This window comes from Streptomyces sp. NPDC054863 (genome assembly GCF_053610825.1).
In genome coordinates this window covers 21,502-37,478 of record NZ_JBSGZD010000025.1, presented here as the reverse complement: position 1 = coordinate 37,478, position 15,977 = coordinate 21,502, and the positions used below count along the sequence as shown (strand labels likewise).

Genomic DNA, 15,977 nt, shown 5'->3' with positions numbered 1-15,977 from the left:
CTCCCTCTCCCTCTGGTCCGGGCCACCCGGCCCGGCACCCGTCCTCGGAAGCGAGTGAGTGACGCATGGCATACGCAGATGGCATCGAGAAGTTCGTGGAAACGGTCAACGGCGCGCTACCGCCCGACTTCTACACCTACCCCGTCGCACGGCAGCGCGCCCTGTACGACGGACTGACCGAAGTGCTGCCCATCCCCGTCCCCGACGGCGTGACGCACCGGGACGCAACCGTCTCGCACGAGGGACGCACCGCCCGCATCCGCATCTACGAACCGGCCCGGCGCACCGGCCACGCAGTGCTCTTCTACCTCCGCGGCGGCGGCTTCGTCATCGGCTCGCTGCGCAGCCACCACAGCCTGGTCGCCGAACTCGCGAGCCGTACCGGCCTGGTGAGCGTCGCCCTCGACTTCGGCATGGCGCCGGAGAACCCGTTCCCCGGCCCTCTGGAGGACTGCTACGCGGGCCTGTGCGGCACCCTCGCCGACCTGCCCGCGCTCGGCCTCGGCACCCTCGACCCGGAGGGCGCGGTGCTCTGCGGCGAGAGCTCCGGCGCCAACATGGCGGTGGTCCTGTCGATGATGGCGCGCGACCGCGGCGGACCCCGGCTGCGCGCCCAGGCCGTGATCAGCCCCGTTCTGGACTTCACCCGCTGGCGCCACGGCGGCGAGGACGCGCCCTTGCTGTCGGGCGGTGAGATGGAGTTCTACACCGCCTGCTACTGCCCCGAGCCCGGGCAGGCGGCCGACCCTCGGGTCTCGCCGTTGCTCGGTGCCTCGTTCGAGAAGCTGCCACCGGCCCACGTCGTCGGCTGCGAGCGGGATTCGCTGTGCGTGGACGCCGAGAAGTACACCGCCCTGCTGCGGGAGAGCGGCACGGCGGTGACGTACGTACGAGAGGACGGCATGGTGCACGCCCCGGTGCGCGCCCGGCGTGTCAGCGAGCCCGCGGCGGACCTCTTCGCCCGCTACTGCGCCGCCGTCGCCGCGCTGGCCCGCGGGGAGGTGCCCCATGACGGGCGCTGAGCCGGGCCGGGGCCCCTGCGTCATCGTCGACCCCTACTCGTCGGGCGCCCTGTTCGCACCGGCCCTGCGTGCCGAGGGCGTCCCCGTGGCGGCACTCGTCACCGGCCCGAGCCCGCTCCAGGCGTACGCCTCCTCCTATCGCCCGGCGGACTTCCCCGACGTCATCGTCCACGAGGGCGACCTGGACAAGACCGTACGCAGGGTGCGCGAGCTGGCCCCGCGCTGCGTCATCGCGGGCTGCGAGTCCGGCGTGGAACTGGCCGAGCAGATCGCCCCCCGGGTGGTGCCCGCGCGCTGCAACGTGCCCGAACTGGCCGGGGCGCGCCGGGACAAGAGCCTGATGGCCGCGGCCGTGCGGGCCGCCGGGCTTGCGGTGATCCCGCAGATCTGCACCGGCGAGGTCGAGGAGGCGGCGGCCTGGCTGGACCGTGCCGGCCTGACCGGGTCCGACCTCGTGATCAAGCCGCCCAGGAGCGCCAGCACCGACGGCGTCATCAAGGTGCCCGGCGGGTCGGGGTGGCGCGAGGTGTTCACGGCACAGCTCGGCCGGGTCAACCAGTTCGGTGAGCGGGACGAGCGGCTTCTGGTGCAGAAGTTCGTCACCGGCACGGAGTACGTCGTGGACACCTTCAGCCACGACGGCAAGCACTCCCTCGTCGACGTCTGCGCCTACGGAAAGACCGACAACGGCCCTCACATGGCGGTTTACGACCGCATGCGCTGGCTGCCCCCGGGCGATCCCGCCGTCACGGCACTGGCCGGCTACGTACACGGCGTCCTCGACGCGGTCGGGATGCGCTTCGGCTCCGCGCACGTGGAGGTGATGGACACCGCGGACGGTCCTGTCCTCATCGAACTGGGCGCCCGGCCCCATGGCGGCGGGCAGCCGCAGTTCAACCGCAACGCCACCGGCGACAGCCAGATCGACCGGACGGTGCGCTGGCTCACCGGTGGTCAACTCCCGCAGAGTTACGAGCTGTTGACCCATCAGACATGCGTCTTCCACATCGCCCCGCGCTCGGGGACCGTGCGCGGCACAGGCGTCCTGGACGCGATCCCCCGGCTGGCGAGCCACCACTTCTCGGTGCAGGCCCTGTCCGACGGCGATTACGTCCCGGTCACCAGGGACCTGGTCGACAGCCTCCACTTCGGCTTCGCCATCCTCGCCCACTCCGACGCCGGACAGATCGAGCGGGACTACCGCACCATCCGCGCCCTGGAGCAGCAGCTCGTCATCGGAGAAGAGTGATCAACGCCCTGGCGTTCCTGGCCAGTTCCCTGGTGGTGATCGTCGCGCCGGGGCCCGACCTGGCCCTGATGACCCGGCTCGTCCTGGACGGCTCGCCCCGTACGGCCGCTCCGGCCGCGTTCGGCATGATCACGGCGGGGGCCGTCCAGGTGACACTGGGGGCGCTGGGGCTTGCCGCGCTGCTCGCCACCCGCCCGGACCTGTTCGCCGCGTTCCGCCTGGCGGGGGCCGCTGTGCTGCTGGTGTGGGCGGGTCTGGCGTTGCGTGCGGCTCTGGGGCCGGGGGGGGCCGCGCCGGCCTCCTCTCCGGGCGGTGCCCCGCCGGTCGGAGGGCGGGGGGCGTGGGGGCGGGGAGGCGGGGCTGGTGGCGGATGTTCGGGCTGGGACTGCTGTGCACGGGGTCGAACCCCAAGGTCGGCATCTTCCTGATGGCGTTCCTGCCACAGTTCGTGCCGTCGGGCATGGAGCCAACTGCCGGCCTTGCGCTGTTGGCGTGCTGCTATCTCGCTCTGGGGCTGGCATGGCTGCTGGTGTGGATGAAGCTTGTCCACCGGCTGTCCGGGCATCTGGACTCGCCTGCGGCGCGGCGGGTCATCAGCGGGCTCACCGCCGTGGTGTTCGCGACGTTCGCGCTGCGTCTGGCGCTCGGTGGCTGACTGCGGCGTCCGGAGCCGCTCAGGCGGTGGGGAGCTGCTGCTGCCCCGGGTCACGCAAGGACCGGGCGTACCAGAGCAGTGGCGCGGACAGGCTGAACCGGCCGTGCGTGTGCTCGCGCAGCAGACTTGCCTCGGCCAGCCGGTGCAGGGCGAGCCGCGCCTGTGGGGGGCTCAGTCCGGCGGCCCGCGCGACGGTGTCGTCGGTGAGGGTGCCCCGCCCGAGTGCGCCCAGCAGCGGGAACACCCGCCGCGCCGGCGCGGGTAGTGCGAGGTAGGACAGCTCGAACGCGGCCCGCACCGAGGCGAGAAGCTGGTCGTCCGGCTCGGTGGGCTGCTGCTGGAAGATCCCGGTCTCCCGTAGCTCCTCGTAGTACTGGGTGATGCCCAGGCGCGGGTGCTGGGCCAGTTGGGCGGCGTAGGTGCGGATCACCAGCGGCAGCCCGTGGCAGTAGCGGCACAGGGCCCTGGCGGCCAGCGGCTCCGCCCCGATCCGCTGCGGACCGAGGAGCTTGGTGAGCAGCAGCAGTGCCTCCTCGTCGTCGAGCATGTCGACGGTGATGCGCCGCACGCCGTCCCTGGCCACCAGGCCGGGCAGAGTGTTGCGGCTGGTGATGAGCACGGCGCAGCCCGCACCGCTGGGAATCAGCGGGCGTACCTGGTCCTCGTCGCGCGCGTTGTCGAGGACCACCAGGACCCGCCGCCCGGACAGCTTCGTGCGATAGAGGCTCTCGGCCTCGTCGAGCGTCTGAGGGATGCTCCGGTCGGGGACGTCGAGCGCACGCAGGGACCAGGTCAGCGCGTCCTGGGCGGTCAGCGGACGGGTGCGGGCGTGACCGCGCAGCTCGAAATAGAGCTGCCCGTCCGGGAAGTGCTCGACGGCCCGGTGCGCCCACCGCAGGGCGAGCGCCGTCTTGCCGCCGCCTGGCGGCCCGGTCAGCAGGGCCGCCGGCACCTGCCCAGCCCGCGCCCCGGGCGCGAGGAGGACCTGGTCCAGCTCCCGGACGAGGGCGGTGCGTCCGACGAAATGCCTTGGTCTGGCCGGGAGTTGGGAAGGCGTGGTCTGCTGCTGCGCAGAGCGGGCCGGGTGCGGGGACTTCGGCAGCGAGTCCGCGGTGGTCAGTGCGTTTTTCGGCCGGGCGAGGCGCTGTTGCAGCACCTGCAACTGGGCATGACGCATCTCGGGTCCGGGCCGCAGGCCCAGGTCGGTGTCCAGGCGTCGGGTGACGGTGGAGAAGACCCGCAGCGCCTCGGCCTGCTCGCCACAGCTCGCCAGGGCCAGTACGAGCCTGGCCTGCACCCCCTCGTGCAGGGGCTCGTCCTCGGCGGCGGCCCGCAGCGCGGACACCACCAGCCCGGGCTGTTCGAACTTCAGCGCGAGGTCTGCGTACAGGAGAAGGTTCTCGATGCGGCGCCGGTTCGCGGCGATGGCCGCCGGGTGCCCGGCCAGCAGCGGCTCCGCCGACAGGACCGGGCCGCGCCAGCCCTGCTGCGCCAGCGCCGCGCACTCGAACGCGGCCCGCTCTTCGCCGCGCGCGTGGGCCTGCCGTGCCTGCTCCGCCAGGTCTCGAAAGCGGGTCAGGTCAACTTGGTCGCGCCCCACCGACAGGGCGTAGCCGGTCGGCGTCCGGACCAGGTACGAGGGGCTGCCGGAGCCCGAGCCGGAACTCGCGGACCTGAAGAAGGTGCGCGCCTGGCTCACATAGGTGTGGATCAGGTTCCGATAGGAACGCGGCCGTTCCTCCTGCCACAGGGTGCAGGCGATCTCGTCGAGCCCGGCCGGGTGCGGGTGGCACAGCGCCAGCAGCGCCAGCAGTCGCCGCAGCTTGCAGGCCCGCATCTCCCGCTCGACACCGTCCAGTTCGATGCTCAGGCTGCCGAAGACGCCGATGCGCAGGCCGGTCCTGTCGTTCGGGGCCGGTGCTCGCTGGGGGGCGAGCGGGCACCGGATCTCCTCGACGTCGAGCCCGAGGACCGCCGCCAGCCGGCACAGCGTGCGTCGCTGCGGCCGGCGTACGTGTCCACGTTCGATGTCCCGCAGAGCCCGCACACTGATCCCCGCGGCCGCGGCCAGCCGGCTCTGCGTCAGCCCGGTACGCCGCCGATGAGCGCGCACGTGTGCATCGAGGGGGTGGCGTGCTGTGGGCATGGTGGTGTCCTTCCTGCGGTGGCCGGCCGGTGCTTCACCGGTTGGCTGGTGGGTGGGTCCTTACGATCCCGCTCGTCGGGACAGGGCCTCGGTCGGTGAGGGGCGTGCGATCCGGCGAGTCCTGGATCATCAGATGCGGAAGGACCTTGCCTCCGAAACGCTGCACGACCCTTCCGGAGCGGGGCGCTCAGCGGACGATCGTGCTGCGCCCGGCGGCGAGTCCGGCGAACGCGATCAGCAGCCACACCGGCCCGGCCACGCCCTGGAAGCCGGAAAGTCCGGTCGCCCTCACGAAGACCGTCATCACCAGCACCACGCTCGGTACCAGCACCAGGCTCAGGGTCAGGCTCGGCACGCCGATCCAGCGCGTACCGTGCGTGCGCGCAGAGCCACCCACGCGAACGCCCCGGCCGCCACGATCACGCCCAGCCGGCCGATGTGGCCCCCGAAGCCATCGAGCATGCAGTACACGCACAGATCCTCGTCGCCGAAGGACTGTTCATTCATCCCTGCCGCTCTCCGCACCGGCCAGGGCGAGGCTGTTCCAGAACGGGGTGACGCGGGTGCCGGGCCCGTCGGCGGGGACGAGGACCACGGCGAGTTGCTCGCCGGGATCGTCCTCGCGCGGAACCGTCACACTCCCGGAGTTTGATACCGGGACCGCCCAGCCGTCCCGGATCACCGAGTGGGGAGGCGGCCAACTTGGCGTCCGGACCTGGCAGGAGGGCATCGAGGACGGCCCGTTCAGTCGACAGGAACCTCATGGTGTGCCTTTCCACAGGGTTGGTGGGAGCGGGGAATGCAGGCGGTGGGGGGTTTCGGTGGACGGACGCGCTGCTTGCGCCGTCAGAAGCGGGGGTAGCACGTACGGATCTGGTCCAAGGCCCAGCGCATGCGGGCCGCGGAAGTCTCCGGATAGTCGCCGTAGGCAACGGCCAGGACAACGGCACAGCCGCGGGTTCCACCATGGGCGCGAATCGCCCGCCGAACAGCGAACCCGACCTCCCGCCGGGTCAAGGTGGAACCAGTGGGCAGGTCGCTGCTGAACAGGGCCTCGGCCCTGGCAGCCGTCAGGGGATCGGTTGAGCCTGTCATGGTGTGCCTTGCTGCCTGTCGTGTGAGAACGCCTGGCGGACCGGTAGAAGGCTGGGCCCGGCAGGCGAGGGGACGGTCGCGAGACTCACTGTGCGTTCCCGGGTTGCAGGACTGATTGCAGCAGCCGCTGCAGTCGGAACGGCAACAGCTCAGGCGCTGGGCAAACAGGACGATGCCCTCGTGCTCGGCGATGCCGCCCGCCTCGGCCTCCGGCATGTCGGCCGGCCCTTTGCGCTCGCCGATCTTCGGGTCTGCCATCGCCCACAAGATCGGCATTCCCGACGGGGTGCACCTCAGGCACAGCCGCAGCTCCTGGGAGAACGGGGAGTGGCTGGTGCGGTAGCTCTGTCCGGCCCGTCCGGCCAGGTCGGAGCGCTTGACGGCGGGGCGTGACATGCCGCAGGGGAACCGGTGTGGATTCCACGATCCAGCAGTCTTCCAGCCAGGAGCCGGCTGACTTCGCGGGCAAACGGATACTGCGTCTGACCAGCCCGAGCGCGGCTCCGAGCCGCTTGTTGCAGCCGGACTGCTGCGGCAGGCGATGGTGGCGGGTCAGCCCGGGCCGCCGCCGAGAAGGCGACTGTGGCGGAGGCGCAGGGCGTGTTCGGTGCCGGCCGCCAGAGTGGCGAGCACGACGGCGATGTTCATCCACACCGCACCTGATGACGGGGCTCAGCGTCGGGTGCCGGAGGAGCGAGCGCCCCCAAAGCGTGGGAGTGGGCCCTCCTCGCTCGCTCCCGTGCCGCGCCGACCGGGCCGTCCGGCGGATCCGACACCCGCACGGCGTCCCGCGAAGCGGCGCGGAAGCGCTTGGCCGCACTGACCGAACGCGAACTCGACACCGCCCGCGCCATCGCGGACGGCCTGGGCAACCCGGAGATCGCAAGCCGCCTGCACATCAGCGTCGCCACCGTGAAGGGGCACACCAGCAGCCTGTTCGCCAAGCTGGCGGTCGAGAACAGGGTGCAGATCGCCCTGGTACGCCACTGACACCTTGAGCGCCTTCGAGCACCCGCTTGAGGCCCACGCAGTTGGGGGAAGTCGGCACCCGATCGCGCCACCTCACATGTACTCGGCCACGTGGGCGGTGAGGTCGAGGAGGCGGTTGCTGTAGCCCCACTCGTTGTCGTACCAGCCGAAGATCTTGACCAGGTCGCCGTGTGCCTGGGTGAGGCCCGGGTCGAAGAGGCACGACGCGGGGTCCTTGATCACATCGCGGGAGACGATCGGGGCGTCGGCGATGCGGAGGATTCCGTGGAGGGGCCCGTCCGCGGCTTCGGCGAAGGCCGCGTTGATCTCCTCGGCGTCGGCCTCGCGATGGAGGACGACGGTGAGGTCGGTCAGGGAGCCGTCCTCGACGGGGACGCGGACGGCCAGGCCGTCGAGGAGGCCGGCGAGTTCGGGGACGACGAGGCCGACGGCTCGGGCGGCGCCGGTGGTGGTCGGGATGATGCTGAGGGCGGCGGAGCGGGCCCGGCGGAGGTCTTTGTGCGGGCCGTCGAGGAGGGCCTGGTCGTTGGTGTAGCCGTGGATGGTGGTCATCAGGCCGCGGGCGATGCCGAAGCGTTCGTGCAGCACGGTGGCCATGGGGACGACGCAGTTGGTGGTGCAGGAGGCCGCCGAGACGACGTGGTGTTCCAGCGGGTCGTACGCGTCGTGGTTGACGCCCATGACGACGGTGAGGTCGGAGGCTTTGCCGGGGGCGGAGAGGAGCACCTTGCGGGCCCCCGACTTGAGGTGGAGCGAGGCGTTCGCGCGGTCGCGGAACCGGCCCGAGGACTCGATGACGATGTCGACCCGGTGGGCGGCCCAGTCGATCGCGGCCGGATCGCGCTGGGTGGTGACGGCGATGCGCCTGCCGTCGACGGTGAGGGAGGTCGCGTCGTGCTGGACGGGCAGGCCGAGGCGGCCGTAGGTGGAGTCGTAGCTGAGGAGGTGGGCCAGGGTGGAGGGTGCGGTGATGTCGTTGACCGCCACCACTTCGAGATCGGCGGCGTCGCCGCGTTCCAGGAGGGCGCGCAGGTAGTTGCGGCCGACGCGGCCGAAGCCGTTGATGCCCACTCGTACGGTCATGGGGTGCTCCTCGGGAATGGTGGGCGGTCCGGTGCACTGGTTCAGTCCTGGTTCGCCGCGATGGCCACCGGGCAGCGGGAGTGGTGCAGCAGGGCGTGGGCCGTCGGGCCCAGGTGCAGGCCCACGGGCGTGCGCCTGTGGTGGGCGCCGAGGACCAGGAGGTCGGCGGTGGCGGTGAGGTCGCGCAGCACCTTGTGGGCGGGGCCCTCGGCGGTCGTGCGGATCACGCGGATGCCGGGGTGGTCGTCGGCCGCGCGCAGGGCGTCGTCGAGGCGGGCCGCCACCTGCTGTTCGTAGCTGCGCGTGAACCGGGCTGATGCAGACGGGAGGAGGCGCGGGTCCTGGGCGGGGCTGCGCCAGGCGGCCACCGCTTCGAGCGCGCAGGACCGTGCCTTCGCCTGGCGGAGGGCGAACCGTACGGAGGCGTGGTCGGGGGCCGGTTGCTGGACGCCCAGGAGGACCTTTCCGTAGATGCCGTCGCGGTTGGCCTTGCCGCCTCGGACCACGATGACGGGGCATTGCGCGCGGGCGGCCACCGCCAGGCTCACGGAGCCGAGCAGGAGTTCGGTGAGCGGGCCGAGGCCGCGTGTTCCGGTGATCAGGGCCGAAGCATCGTGGGCTTCCCGGAGCAGGGCCGTCCGGGCGTCGTCGGACACGACCGCGGTGGACACGGTGAGGTCGGCCTGCCGCTTTGCGGCGCGGTCGGCGGCAGCGATCACGGTGCGTTCCGCGACGTCCATCCTGGTCGCGCCCGCGAAGTCGTAGCTGAAGGCGGCGCTGTCGTAGTTCTCCCACAGCGAGGCGTGCACGAGCCGGAGCGGCAGTCCGCTCCGGGCGGCTTCGTCTGCGGCCCAGTCGACCGCCTGAAGGCTCGATTCCGAACCGTCGACACCCACGATCAGAGGCAGTTCCATGCTGTTACCCACCTTTCGGCTCGTCGTTCAGGGGATCGGGAGGAGCTGTCCTGGCCAGGCTCGCCGCTGCGCCGCACCTCCGGCAGGGTCCGGACCGGCCCAGGGCGAGGGCCGATCGGCCCCCATTCGGGAAGCGCTGTGCGGCGCCGGTCAACGGGAGGCCAGGGCTCGGGCGATGCCGTCGGCCCATTCCTCGATCGCCTCCCAGTCGCGGTAGTCGCCGTACCGGCAGCCCATGAGGCGGAACATGAGTCGCCCGCTGAGCGGGAACTGGTCGCGCGCGACGACGCCCGACAGGAGACGGTGGTCCCGGTACGACGGCAGATCCGGCAGGCCGCCCACGATCAGCGGCCCCTCCTTGGCCGCGAGCCGTTTCCAGGGCCCGCGCAGTGCTCCTGGCATGCCGACGCTGAAGAGCCGTACGGGACGGCTGCCGAGCACGTCGCCGTGGCGGCGGACGAAGTCCTTCGCCGGTGGTAGCCACGCCTGGCGGTGGACGGCACTGCCGAGCACGAACGCGACGTAGCGGTCCGGCAGTTCGATGCGGTCCATCGACTGCACCTCGGCCTCGAAGCCGTGCTCCTTGAGTCGCGCTCCGAGACGTTCGGCGATCTCCCGGGTGGAACCGTGAGCGGTCGCGTAGCCCACCAGGACGTCCATGACGTTCACCTCGTTCGGTAGCCCTGCCGCGCGGTGGGTGGCCTTGCCCTTCCAGCCTCGTCCGCCGGCCTCCCCGGGACGAGATGCCGCGGGGCCCCTGTGCAGGGGCGGGGTGGCCCTGGTACGGCGAGGCGAAGGGGACCGGGTGCCCAAAGGGTGCGACCCGTCGGCCCGCAGACGGCTACCGGTTGCGGCGGCACGCTGCGGGTGACGCCACGGCCCCGTGCTCGAAGGTGCTGGGTGCTGTGGTGATCTTCGGTTATTCCTCGTTCGTCGTGGGCTTCGCCCTCCTGGCGGGCGGCGTCCTGGGACTCATCAGCTTCCTCGCCGCCCAGGGGCGGCAGATGCCCGGTGAGCGGGAGAAGATCGTCGACGAGCGCCACTGCATCGGCGGTCGCGACGACCGTCGGCGCCGCTTCGACGACTTCGACCACTACCGCGGCTGAAGGAGAGCCTGCGGGCCCCGGGCGGGCCCGCGGGCTTTCAACTGCCCAGCGAGCGCGCATGATCGGGGACTTGATGCTGAAGGTCCCTCGGAGGGCGCTGGTATCCCGTGCCCGGCGGACGTCGCGGAAGCCGCAGCGATCTTCCGGGCACCGCGCGGTAGGGGACCGTGGACAGCAGATGGGCGATCATGTTGAGGCGGGCCGCGCGCTTGTCGTCGCTCTCGACGACGTACCAGGGCGCTTCGGCGATGTCGGTGTGGACGAACATGTCGTCCTTCGCCCGCGAATACGCCTCCCACCTGCTGATCGACTCCATGTCGATCGAGGAGAGCTTCCAGCGCCGGGTGGGGTCTTCCAGTCGTCGGCGGAAGCGTTCCTCCTGCACGGCGTCGCTCACCGAGAACCAGTACTTCCGCAGCAGGAGGCCGTCCTCGACCAGCATCCGCTCGAAGGCCGGGCACTGCCGCAGGAACAGCTGGTGCTCCTGCGGCGTACAGAAGCCCATGACGTGCTCCACACCGGCCCGGTTGTACCAACTGCGGTCGAACAGGACGATCTCTCCGCCGGCCGGCAGGTGCTGGACGTACCGCTGGAAGTACCACTGGGTCCGCTCGCGTGCAGTGGGCGTCGGCAGGGCGACGATGCGGGCGGCACGCGGGTTGAGGTGCTCGGCGACCCGTTTGATGGTGCTCCCCTTTCCTGCGGCGTCACGCCCTTCGAACACCACGACCAGCCGGGCGTTCTCCGCCCGCACCCATTCCTGAAGGACGACGAGCTCCGTCTGGAGCCGGTACAGCTCGGCCTCGTACACGGTCCGCGGCACCACGGACGCGTCCTTCCTTCCGCCCGTGCCGTGCTTCGTGCTCCTGGTGGCCGACATGCGTGTCTCCTGTCCTGAGCCGAATCCCCGCGCCCCGTTCCGGCGAGGGGTCCTTCACGAGTGCGGCACCACGACCACCGGGCTCAGGACGTGGTGGATCACGGAGTGGGTGGTGGGCCCGAGATGAGGTCCGGCCTCGGCGGGACGCCCGACCACGAGCAGACTTGCCCCGGCCGACGCCTCCAGCAGGTGGTGTCCGGCCCGGCCGTGGACCACCCGCGGCACGACCTGGGTGCCGGGGAACTTGTGCTCCCAGGAACCGAGCACCGCCGAGAGCCTGCGCATCTCCTCCTGCCCCGGGTCCGTCGTGGTCGCGGAGGGGACCAGGGGAAGTGCCCAGGAGTGCACCACGTGGAGGGACGTCCGGCGGGTCGCCGCCGCGTCGAAGGCGTACTCCAGCAGCTCGTCGCAGGGGCGTTCCAGATCCAGGCCCAGGAGGACGGGACGGTACGGGGCGTCGTGTGCGCCCTGGCGCTCGTCCTGCGGCTGTTCCCCGGCCCGTACGAGAGCGACCGGGCAGGCGGCGCGTGCGGCGACCGCCCGGGCAACCGAACCGACCATGAGGCCGGTGAGGGCGCTGTTCCCCCGGGAACCGAGAACGAGCAGGGCCGAGCTCTCGGCCATGGCCAACAGGGCCGGTACGGGCGGGCCGCCGACCGGTTGTTCGATGATGCCGAGTGAAGGGTGGGCGTAGGAGAGGTGGAGAGTCGCACGGTCGAGGGTGTTCTGCTCCTGGGCGGCGGCATCGTCGGCCGACGGTTGCCGGGGCCGCGGTGGTGCGGTGAAGGCGTGCACCAGGCGCAGGGTCAGGCCGCGCAGCAGTGCTTCGCGGGCGGCCCAGTCCGCGGCGTCCAGGCTTTCGGGCGAGCCGTCGAGGCCGACGGTGACCGTTCGTTCGGTGAGCACGGTGCACACCTCCGTGGGGTGGAGCGCGGGTGGTGCGGGGTCAGCCGGTCCAGGTCCAGTCGGCGACCTCGGGGAGGTCCACGCCGTGGATGCGGATCCAGGCGTGGTGGCGGGTGCGGGCGTCCGCCATGGTCTGGCGGACGGCGGCGGCCCGGACGCCGAGGCCTGGCACTCGGTCGATGACGTCCATGACCAGGCGGTAGCGGTCGAGGTCGTTGCGGACGACCATGTCGAAGGGGGTCGTGGTGGTGCCCGCTTCCTTGTAGCCGCGTACGTGCAGGTGCGGGTGGCCGGTGCGGCGGTAGGCGAGGCGGTGGATGAGCCAGGGGTAGCCGTGGTACGCGAAGATCACCGGCCGGTCGGGGGTGAACAGGGCGTCGTACTCGGAGTCGGGCATGCCGTGCGGGTGCTCCTCGCGCGGCAGCAGCCTCGTCATGTCGACGACGTTCACGATGCGGACGGCCAGGGAGGGGAGGTGGTGGCGGAGCAACTGGGCGGCGGCCAGGACCTCTTGGGTGGGTACGTCGCCCGCGCAGGCCAGCACCACGTCCGGATCCTTCGTACTGTCCTCCGTACCGGCCCACTCCCAGATGCCCGCGCCGCGCGCGCAGTGGGTGCGGGCGTCGTCCAGGGACAGCCAGTCGAAGGAGGGCTGTTTCCCGGCGACGACGACGTTGACGTGGTCGCGGCTGCGCAGGACGTGGTCGGCGACCGAGAGCAGGGTGTTGGCGTCCGGCGGGAAGTAGACGCGGACGACCTCGGGGCTCTTGTTGAGGACGTGGTCGACGAAGCCGGGGTCCTGGTGGGAGAAGCCGTTGTGGTCCTGGCGCCAGACGTGGGAGGTGAGGAGGTAGTTGAGGGAGGGGACGGGGGCGCGCCAGGGCAGGGTGCGGGAGGTCTTCAGCCACTTGATGTGCTGGTTGACCATGGAGTCGACGATGTGGACGAAGGCCTCGTAGCAGGAGAAGAGGCCGTGCCGGCCGGTGAGGTGGTAGCCCTCCAGCCAGCCCTGGCAGAGGTGTTCGGAGAGGATCTCCAGCACCCGGCCGTCGGTGGCGAGGTGTTCGTCGGTGGGCAGGACCTCCGCCTGCCACGCCTTGCCAGTGACCTCGAAGAGCGCGCCGAGCCTGTTGGAGGCGGTCTCGTCGGGGCCCACCACGCGGAAGTCCCGGCTCTGCGCGGTGTCCTGCATGACCTGGGCGAGCAGGCCGCCCAGGATCCGGGTGGGTTCGTGGAGGGTGGTGCCCGGTTTGTCGACGGGGACGGCGAAGTGCTCCAGAGGCGGGACGGGGAGGTCGCGGGTGAGGAGGCCGCCGTTGGCGTGCGGGTTCGCACCGAGCCTGCGGGCGCCGGACGGGACGCAGGACAGGACCTGGGCGGTGGGGCGCCCTTCGGCGTCGAAGAGTTCCTCGGGGCGGTAGGAGCGCAGCCACTCCTCCAACTGCCGCAGGTGGTCCGGGTTTTCGCGGACGGCGGAGAGCGGGACCTGGTGCGCGCGCCAGGTGTTTTCGACCGGTTCGCCGTCCACGGTGGCGGGACCGGTCCAGCCCTTGGGGGTACGGAGCACGATCATCGGCCAGCGGGGCCGGGTGCGGGCGCCGTCGGTGCGGGCCTCGCGCTGGAAGGCGGTGATCTGTTCCAGTGCCCGGTCCATGGCGGCGGCCATCGCGGGGTGGACGATGCGCGGGTCGTCCCCCGTGACGTGAATCGGTTCGTGTCCGTATCCGCGCAGCAGGGCGTCGAGTTCGGCCTCGGGGATGCGGGAGAGGACGGTCGGGTTGGCGATCTTGTAGCCGTTGAGGTGCAGGATCGGCAGGACGGCACCGTCGTGGACGGGGTCCAGGAACTTGGTGGAGTGCCAGGACGCGGCGAGCGGACCTGTCTCCGCCTCGCCGTCGCCGATCACACAGGCGACCAGCAGGTCCGGGTTGTCGAACGCCGCGCCGTAGGCGTGCGCGAGGGAGTAGCCGAGTTCGCCGCCCTCGTGGATCGAGCCGGGGGTCTCCGGGGCGACGTGGCTGGGCACGCCGCCGGGGAAGGAGAACTGCCTGAACAGCTTCCCCATGCCGTCGGCGTCCCGGCCGACGGTCGGGTACGTCTCGCTGTACGAGCCCTCCAGCCAGGAGTTGGCGAGGACGGCCGGACCGCCGTGGCCGGGGCCCCAGACGCAGATCGCGTCGAGGCCGTGTTCCTGGACGATCCGGTTGAGGTGGGTGTGCACCAGGTTGAGGCCGGGGGAGGTGCCCCAGTGGCCGAGAAGCCGCGGCTTGAGGTGCTCGGGGCGCAGCGGTTCGGTGAGGAGGGGGTTGCCGAGGAGGTAGATCTGGCCGGCGGCGAGGTAGTTGGCGGCGCGCCAGTGGGCGTCCAGGTCGGCCATGCGGTCGTGTGCCACGTTGCCTTCTCCGTCTGCGAGTCGGGTGGTACGGGTTACCGGCAGGGCCGGGTTCAGTCGTGCGGGACGACGGCCACCGGGCAGGCGGCGTGATGCAGTACGCCGTGGTCGACGAGCCCGAGCTGCATCCCCAGGTGACCCTTGCGGCGGCGTGCCCCGACCACCAGCAGGTCTGCGGTGAGGGAGGCGTTCAGCAGTGCGGACCGTGCGGGGCCCTCGACGATCTCGCGCCGGACGGCGACGTCGGCGAACTCGGGACGGGCGTTCACCGCGGCCCTCAGTGCTTCCGTGACGTGGCGCTCCGCCCGCAGTCGGTGGTCGTCGGGCACGGCCCTGGGATGGTCGGGGACCTCATGGGCAGGACAGCGCCACGCGTGCACGACGGTCACCGACGCTCCACGCAGCAGGGCTTCGCGGAAGCCGAACTCCAGCACGGGCGCGGCTTCCTCGGGCGCGTCCACACCGACGGCGACCGTACGTACGGCACCCGCCTCCTTCCCCTTCGCGCCACGTACGACGATCACGGGCGACCTGGAGTGCGCGGCCACTGCCAGACTCACCGACCCGAGCAGCAGCTCCGCCAGCTCACCGTGCCCCCGGCTGCCGACCACGACGGCGGCGGCCTCCTCGCCGAGTCGCGCGAGCGCGAAGGCCGGGTCCTCGGCGACCACCGTGCTCCTGACCTCCACCGCGGGCTGTCGGCGCACCGCGCGTTCCACCGCCGTGGCGGCGACGTTGTCGGCATAGACCTGGAGGGAGGGGCGGCTGTAGCCGATGGCCGGCTCCAGTGAGGCGTACTGCTCCCACCGCCACCCGTGGACGACGCGCAGCGGCGCTCCACGTGCTGCCGCCTCGTCGGCTGCCCAGTCCAGGGCGGCCAGACTCGGCTCCGATCCGTCAACTCCCACGATCAGCTGCTCGTGCACCGTGACACCACCTTCCGGTACGCCCCTCGGCAGAGGGGCTGCAGGGGCACTGCTGCGGACGCTTCCACGCGGAAGCCGCGCGGGGGAGGGGACAACCGGCCCAGGACAGGGCCTTTCGGCCCCTGCCGCAGGTCCGTCCAGCACCAGTTCGCAGGGGCTGGGGCTCGGCGAGACGGTCCAACCGGCCCGGATCCCGGGCCGGTTGCCGACCCGGCTGATCGTTTACGCGGTGGAGGCGGGCGGTGCCGCTGGCCCACCGGCTGGTCAGGGTGGGCGGGCTGTGGGTGTACGACCCCGCGCCGACCCTGACCGACCTCCTTCAGCGGCAGCACGCCGGGGAAGGCGTGCCGGAACTCGCCGCCGCCTTCCACCTCGCCGTCGCCGAAGCGACCTCCGAACTGGTCGCCCGCGCGGTCGCGGACGGAGCCCCGCGCACCGTGTGCCTGGCCGGCGGCTGCTTCGTCAACCGCCGCCTGCTCACCGAAGTCCGCCGCCGACTGCGCGCCCAGGGGCTGCGGGTCCACGTGGCGGAAAGCGTCCCGGTCGGCGACGGCGGCATCAGCTACGGGCAGGCGGCCGTCGCCGCCGCCCGCCTCGTGAAGGAGTGAAGGCC

16 protein-coding genes and 2 pseudogenes are annotated in these 15,977 nt (G+C 71.7%); 7 read left to right on the top strand and 11 right to left on the bottom strand.

The genetic code is table 11. From position 1 onward, the window contains the following. Nucleotides 1–65 precede the first annotated feature (65 nt). The 4 genes from ACWGIG_RS07870 to ACWGIG_RS07855 are packed head-to-tail and all read left to right on the top strand — an operon-like array spanning nt 66 to nt 2,926. A complete protein-coding gene (locus ACWGIG_RS07870) occupies nt 66–1,022 on the top strand; it encodes an alpha/beta hydrolase (protein WP_453320655.1) in 957 nt (318 codons plus the stop codon). Then, nucleotides 1,009–2,271, top strand: a complete 1,263-nt coding sequence (locus ACWGIG_RS07865; RefSeq protein ID WP_453320654.1) for an ATP-grasp domain-containing protein — start codon at nt 1,009–1,011, stop codon at nt 2,269–2,271. Before ACWGIG_RS07870 ends, ACWGIG_RS07865 begins: the two co-directional genes overlap by 14 nt. Continuing rightward, entirely contained in the window at nt 2,268–2,699 is a 432-nt protein-coding gene (locus ACWGIG_RS07860; protein WP_453320653.1) for a LysE family transporter, read from the top strand. The genes ACWGIG_RS07865 and ACWGIG_RS07860 overlap by 4 nt, the downstream gene beginning before the upstream one ends. After that, nucleotides 2,642–2,926: a LysE family translocator gene (locus ACWGIG_RS07855; protein WP_453320652.1), complete on the top strand. Its 285-nt coding sequence runs from the start codon at nt 2,642–2,644 to the stop codon at nt 2,924–2,926. The genes ACWGIG_RS07860 and ACWGIG_RS07855 overlap by 58 nt, the downstream gene beginning before the upstream one ends. Nucleotides 2,927–2,945: 19 nt before the next feature. Here the strand turns inward: ACWGIG_RS07855 and ACWGIG_RS07850 are convergent, their stop codons facing one another. From ACWGIG_RS07850 to ACWGIG_RS07835, 4 genes are all read right to left on the bottom strand, one after another. Continuing rightward, nucleotides 2,946–5,072: a BTAD domain-containing putative transcriptional regulator gene (locus tag ACWGIG_RS07850; RefSeq protein WP_453320651.1), complete on the bottom strand. Its 2,127-nt coding sequence runs from the start codon at nt 5,070–5,072 to the stop codon at nt 2,946–2,948. A 187-nt stretch (nt 5,073–5,259) separates the two neighbouring features. Next, nucleotides 5,260–5,427 carry a hypothetical protein gene (locus ACWGIG_RS07845; protein ID WP_453320650.1) on the bottom strand — a complete coding sequence of 56 codons (168 nt, stop codon included), beginning with the start codon at nt 5,425–5,427 and terminating at the stop codon, nt 5,260–5,262. A 144-nt stretch (nt 5,428–5,571) separates the two neighbouring features. Then, nucleotides 5,572–5,709 carry a hypothetical protein gene (locus tag ACWGIG_RS07840; protein WP_453320649.1) on the bottom strand — a complete coding sequence of 46 codons (138 nt, stop codon included), beginning with the start codon at nt 5,707–5,709 and terminating at the stop codon, nt 5,572–5,574. 209 nt (nt 5,710–5,918) lie between these two features. Continuing rightward, nucleotides 5,919–6,425, bottom strand: coding sequence for a hypothetical protein (locus tag ACWGIG_RS07835; protein WP_453320648.1), 507 nt, complete (start codon nt 6,423–6,425; stop codon nt 5,919–5,921). Between the two features lie 462 nt (nt 6,426–6,887). Between ACWGIG_RS07835 and ACWGIG_RS07830 the strand changes: the two are divergent. Continuing rightward, nucleotides 6,888–7,157, top strand: a pseudogene (locus tag ACWGIG_RS07830) (response regulator transcription factor); the annotation flags it as partial. Between the two features lie 72 nt (nt 7,158–7,229). On the opposite strand, the gene gap reads toward ACWGIG_RS07830, so the two are convergent. The 3 genes from gap to ACWGIG_RS07815 form a co-directional block, all read right to left on the bottom strand. Beyond that, nucleotides 7,230–8,240 carry a type I glyceraldehyde-3-phosphate dehydrogenase gene (gene gap / locus ACWGIG_RS07825; protein WP_453320647.1) on the bottom strand — a complete coding sequence of 337 codons (1,011 nt, stop codon included), beginning with the start codon at nt 8,238–8,240 and terminating at the stop codon, nt 7,230–7,232. Between the two features lie 41 nt (nt 8,241–8,281). Further along, nucleotides 8,282–9,154, bottom strand: a complete 873-nt coding sequence (locus ACWGIG_RS07820) for a universal stress protein (RefSeq protein ID WP_453320646.1) — start codon at nt 9,152–9,154, stop codon at nt 8,282–8,284. Nucleotides 9,155–9,304: 150 nt separating this feature from the next. Continuing rightward, complete coding sequence (locus ACWGIG_RS07815; protein ID WP_453320645.1) at nt 9,305–9,814, bottom strand: flavodoxin domain-containing protein; 510 nt, start codon at nt 9,812–9,814, stop codon at nt 9,305–9,307. A gap of 248 nt (nt 9,815–10,062) precedes the next feature. Between ACWGIG_RS07815 and ACWGIG_RS07810 the strand changes: the two genes are divergently transcribed. Further along, on the top strand, nt 10,063–10,260 hold the full coding sequence (locus ACWGIG_RS07810) for a hypothetical protein (RefSeq protein ID WP_453320644.1): 198 nt from the start codon (nt 10,063–10,065) through the stop codon (nt 10,258–10,260). 37 nt (nt 10,261–10,297) lie between these two features. Here ACWGIG_RS07810 and ppk2 read toward each other — a convergent pair whose 3' ends face one another. The 4 genes from ppk2 to ACWGIG_RS07790 form a co-directional block, all read right to left on the bottom strand. Then, a complete protein-coding gene (ppk2, locus tag ACWGIG_RS07805) occupies nt 10,298–11,140 on the bottom strand; it encodes a polyphosphate kinase 2 (RefSeq protein WP_453320643.1) in 843 nt (280 codons plus the stop codon). 54 nt (nt 11,141–11,194) lie between these two features. Further along, entirely contained in the window at nt 11,195–12,046 is an 852-nt protein-coding gene (locus ACWGIG_RS07800) for a universal stress protein (protein ID WP_453320642.1), read from the bottom strand. A gap of 40 nt (nt 12,047–12,086) precedes the next feature. Next, nucleotides 12,087–14,423, bottom strand: a complete 2,337-nt coding sequence (locus tag ACWGIG_RS07795; RefSeq protein ID WP_453320666.1) for a phosphoketolase family protein — start codon at nt 14,421–14,423, stop codon at nt 12,087–12,089. A 68-nt stretch (nt 14,424–14,491) separates the two neighbouring features. Further along, nucleotides 14,492–15,364 carry a universal stress protein gene (locus tag ACWGIG_RS07790; RefSeq protein WP_453320641.1) on the bottom strand — a complete coding sequence of 291 codons (873 nt, stop codon included), beginning with the start codon at nt 15,362–15,364 and terminating at the stop codon, nt 14,492–14,494. 236 nt (nt 15,365–15,600) lie between these two features. Here ACWGIG_RS07790 and ACWGIG_RS07785 point away from each other — a divergent pair. Further along, a pseudogene (locus ACWGIG_RS07785) lies at nt 15,601–15,972 on the top strand (Kae1-like domain-containing protein); the annotation flags it as partial. Nucleotides 15,973–15,977: the final 5 nt, after the last annotated feature.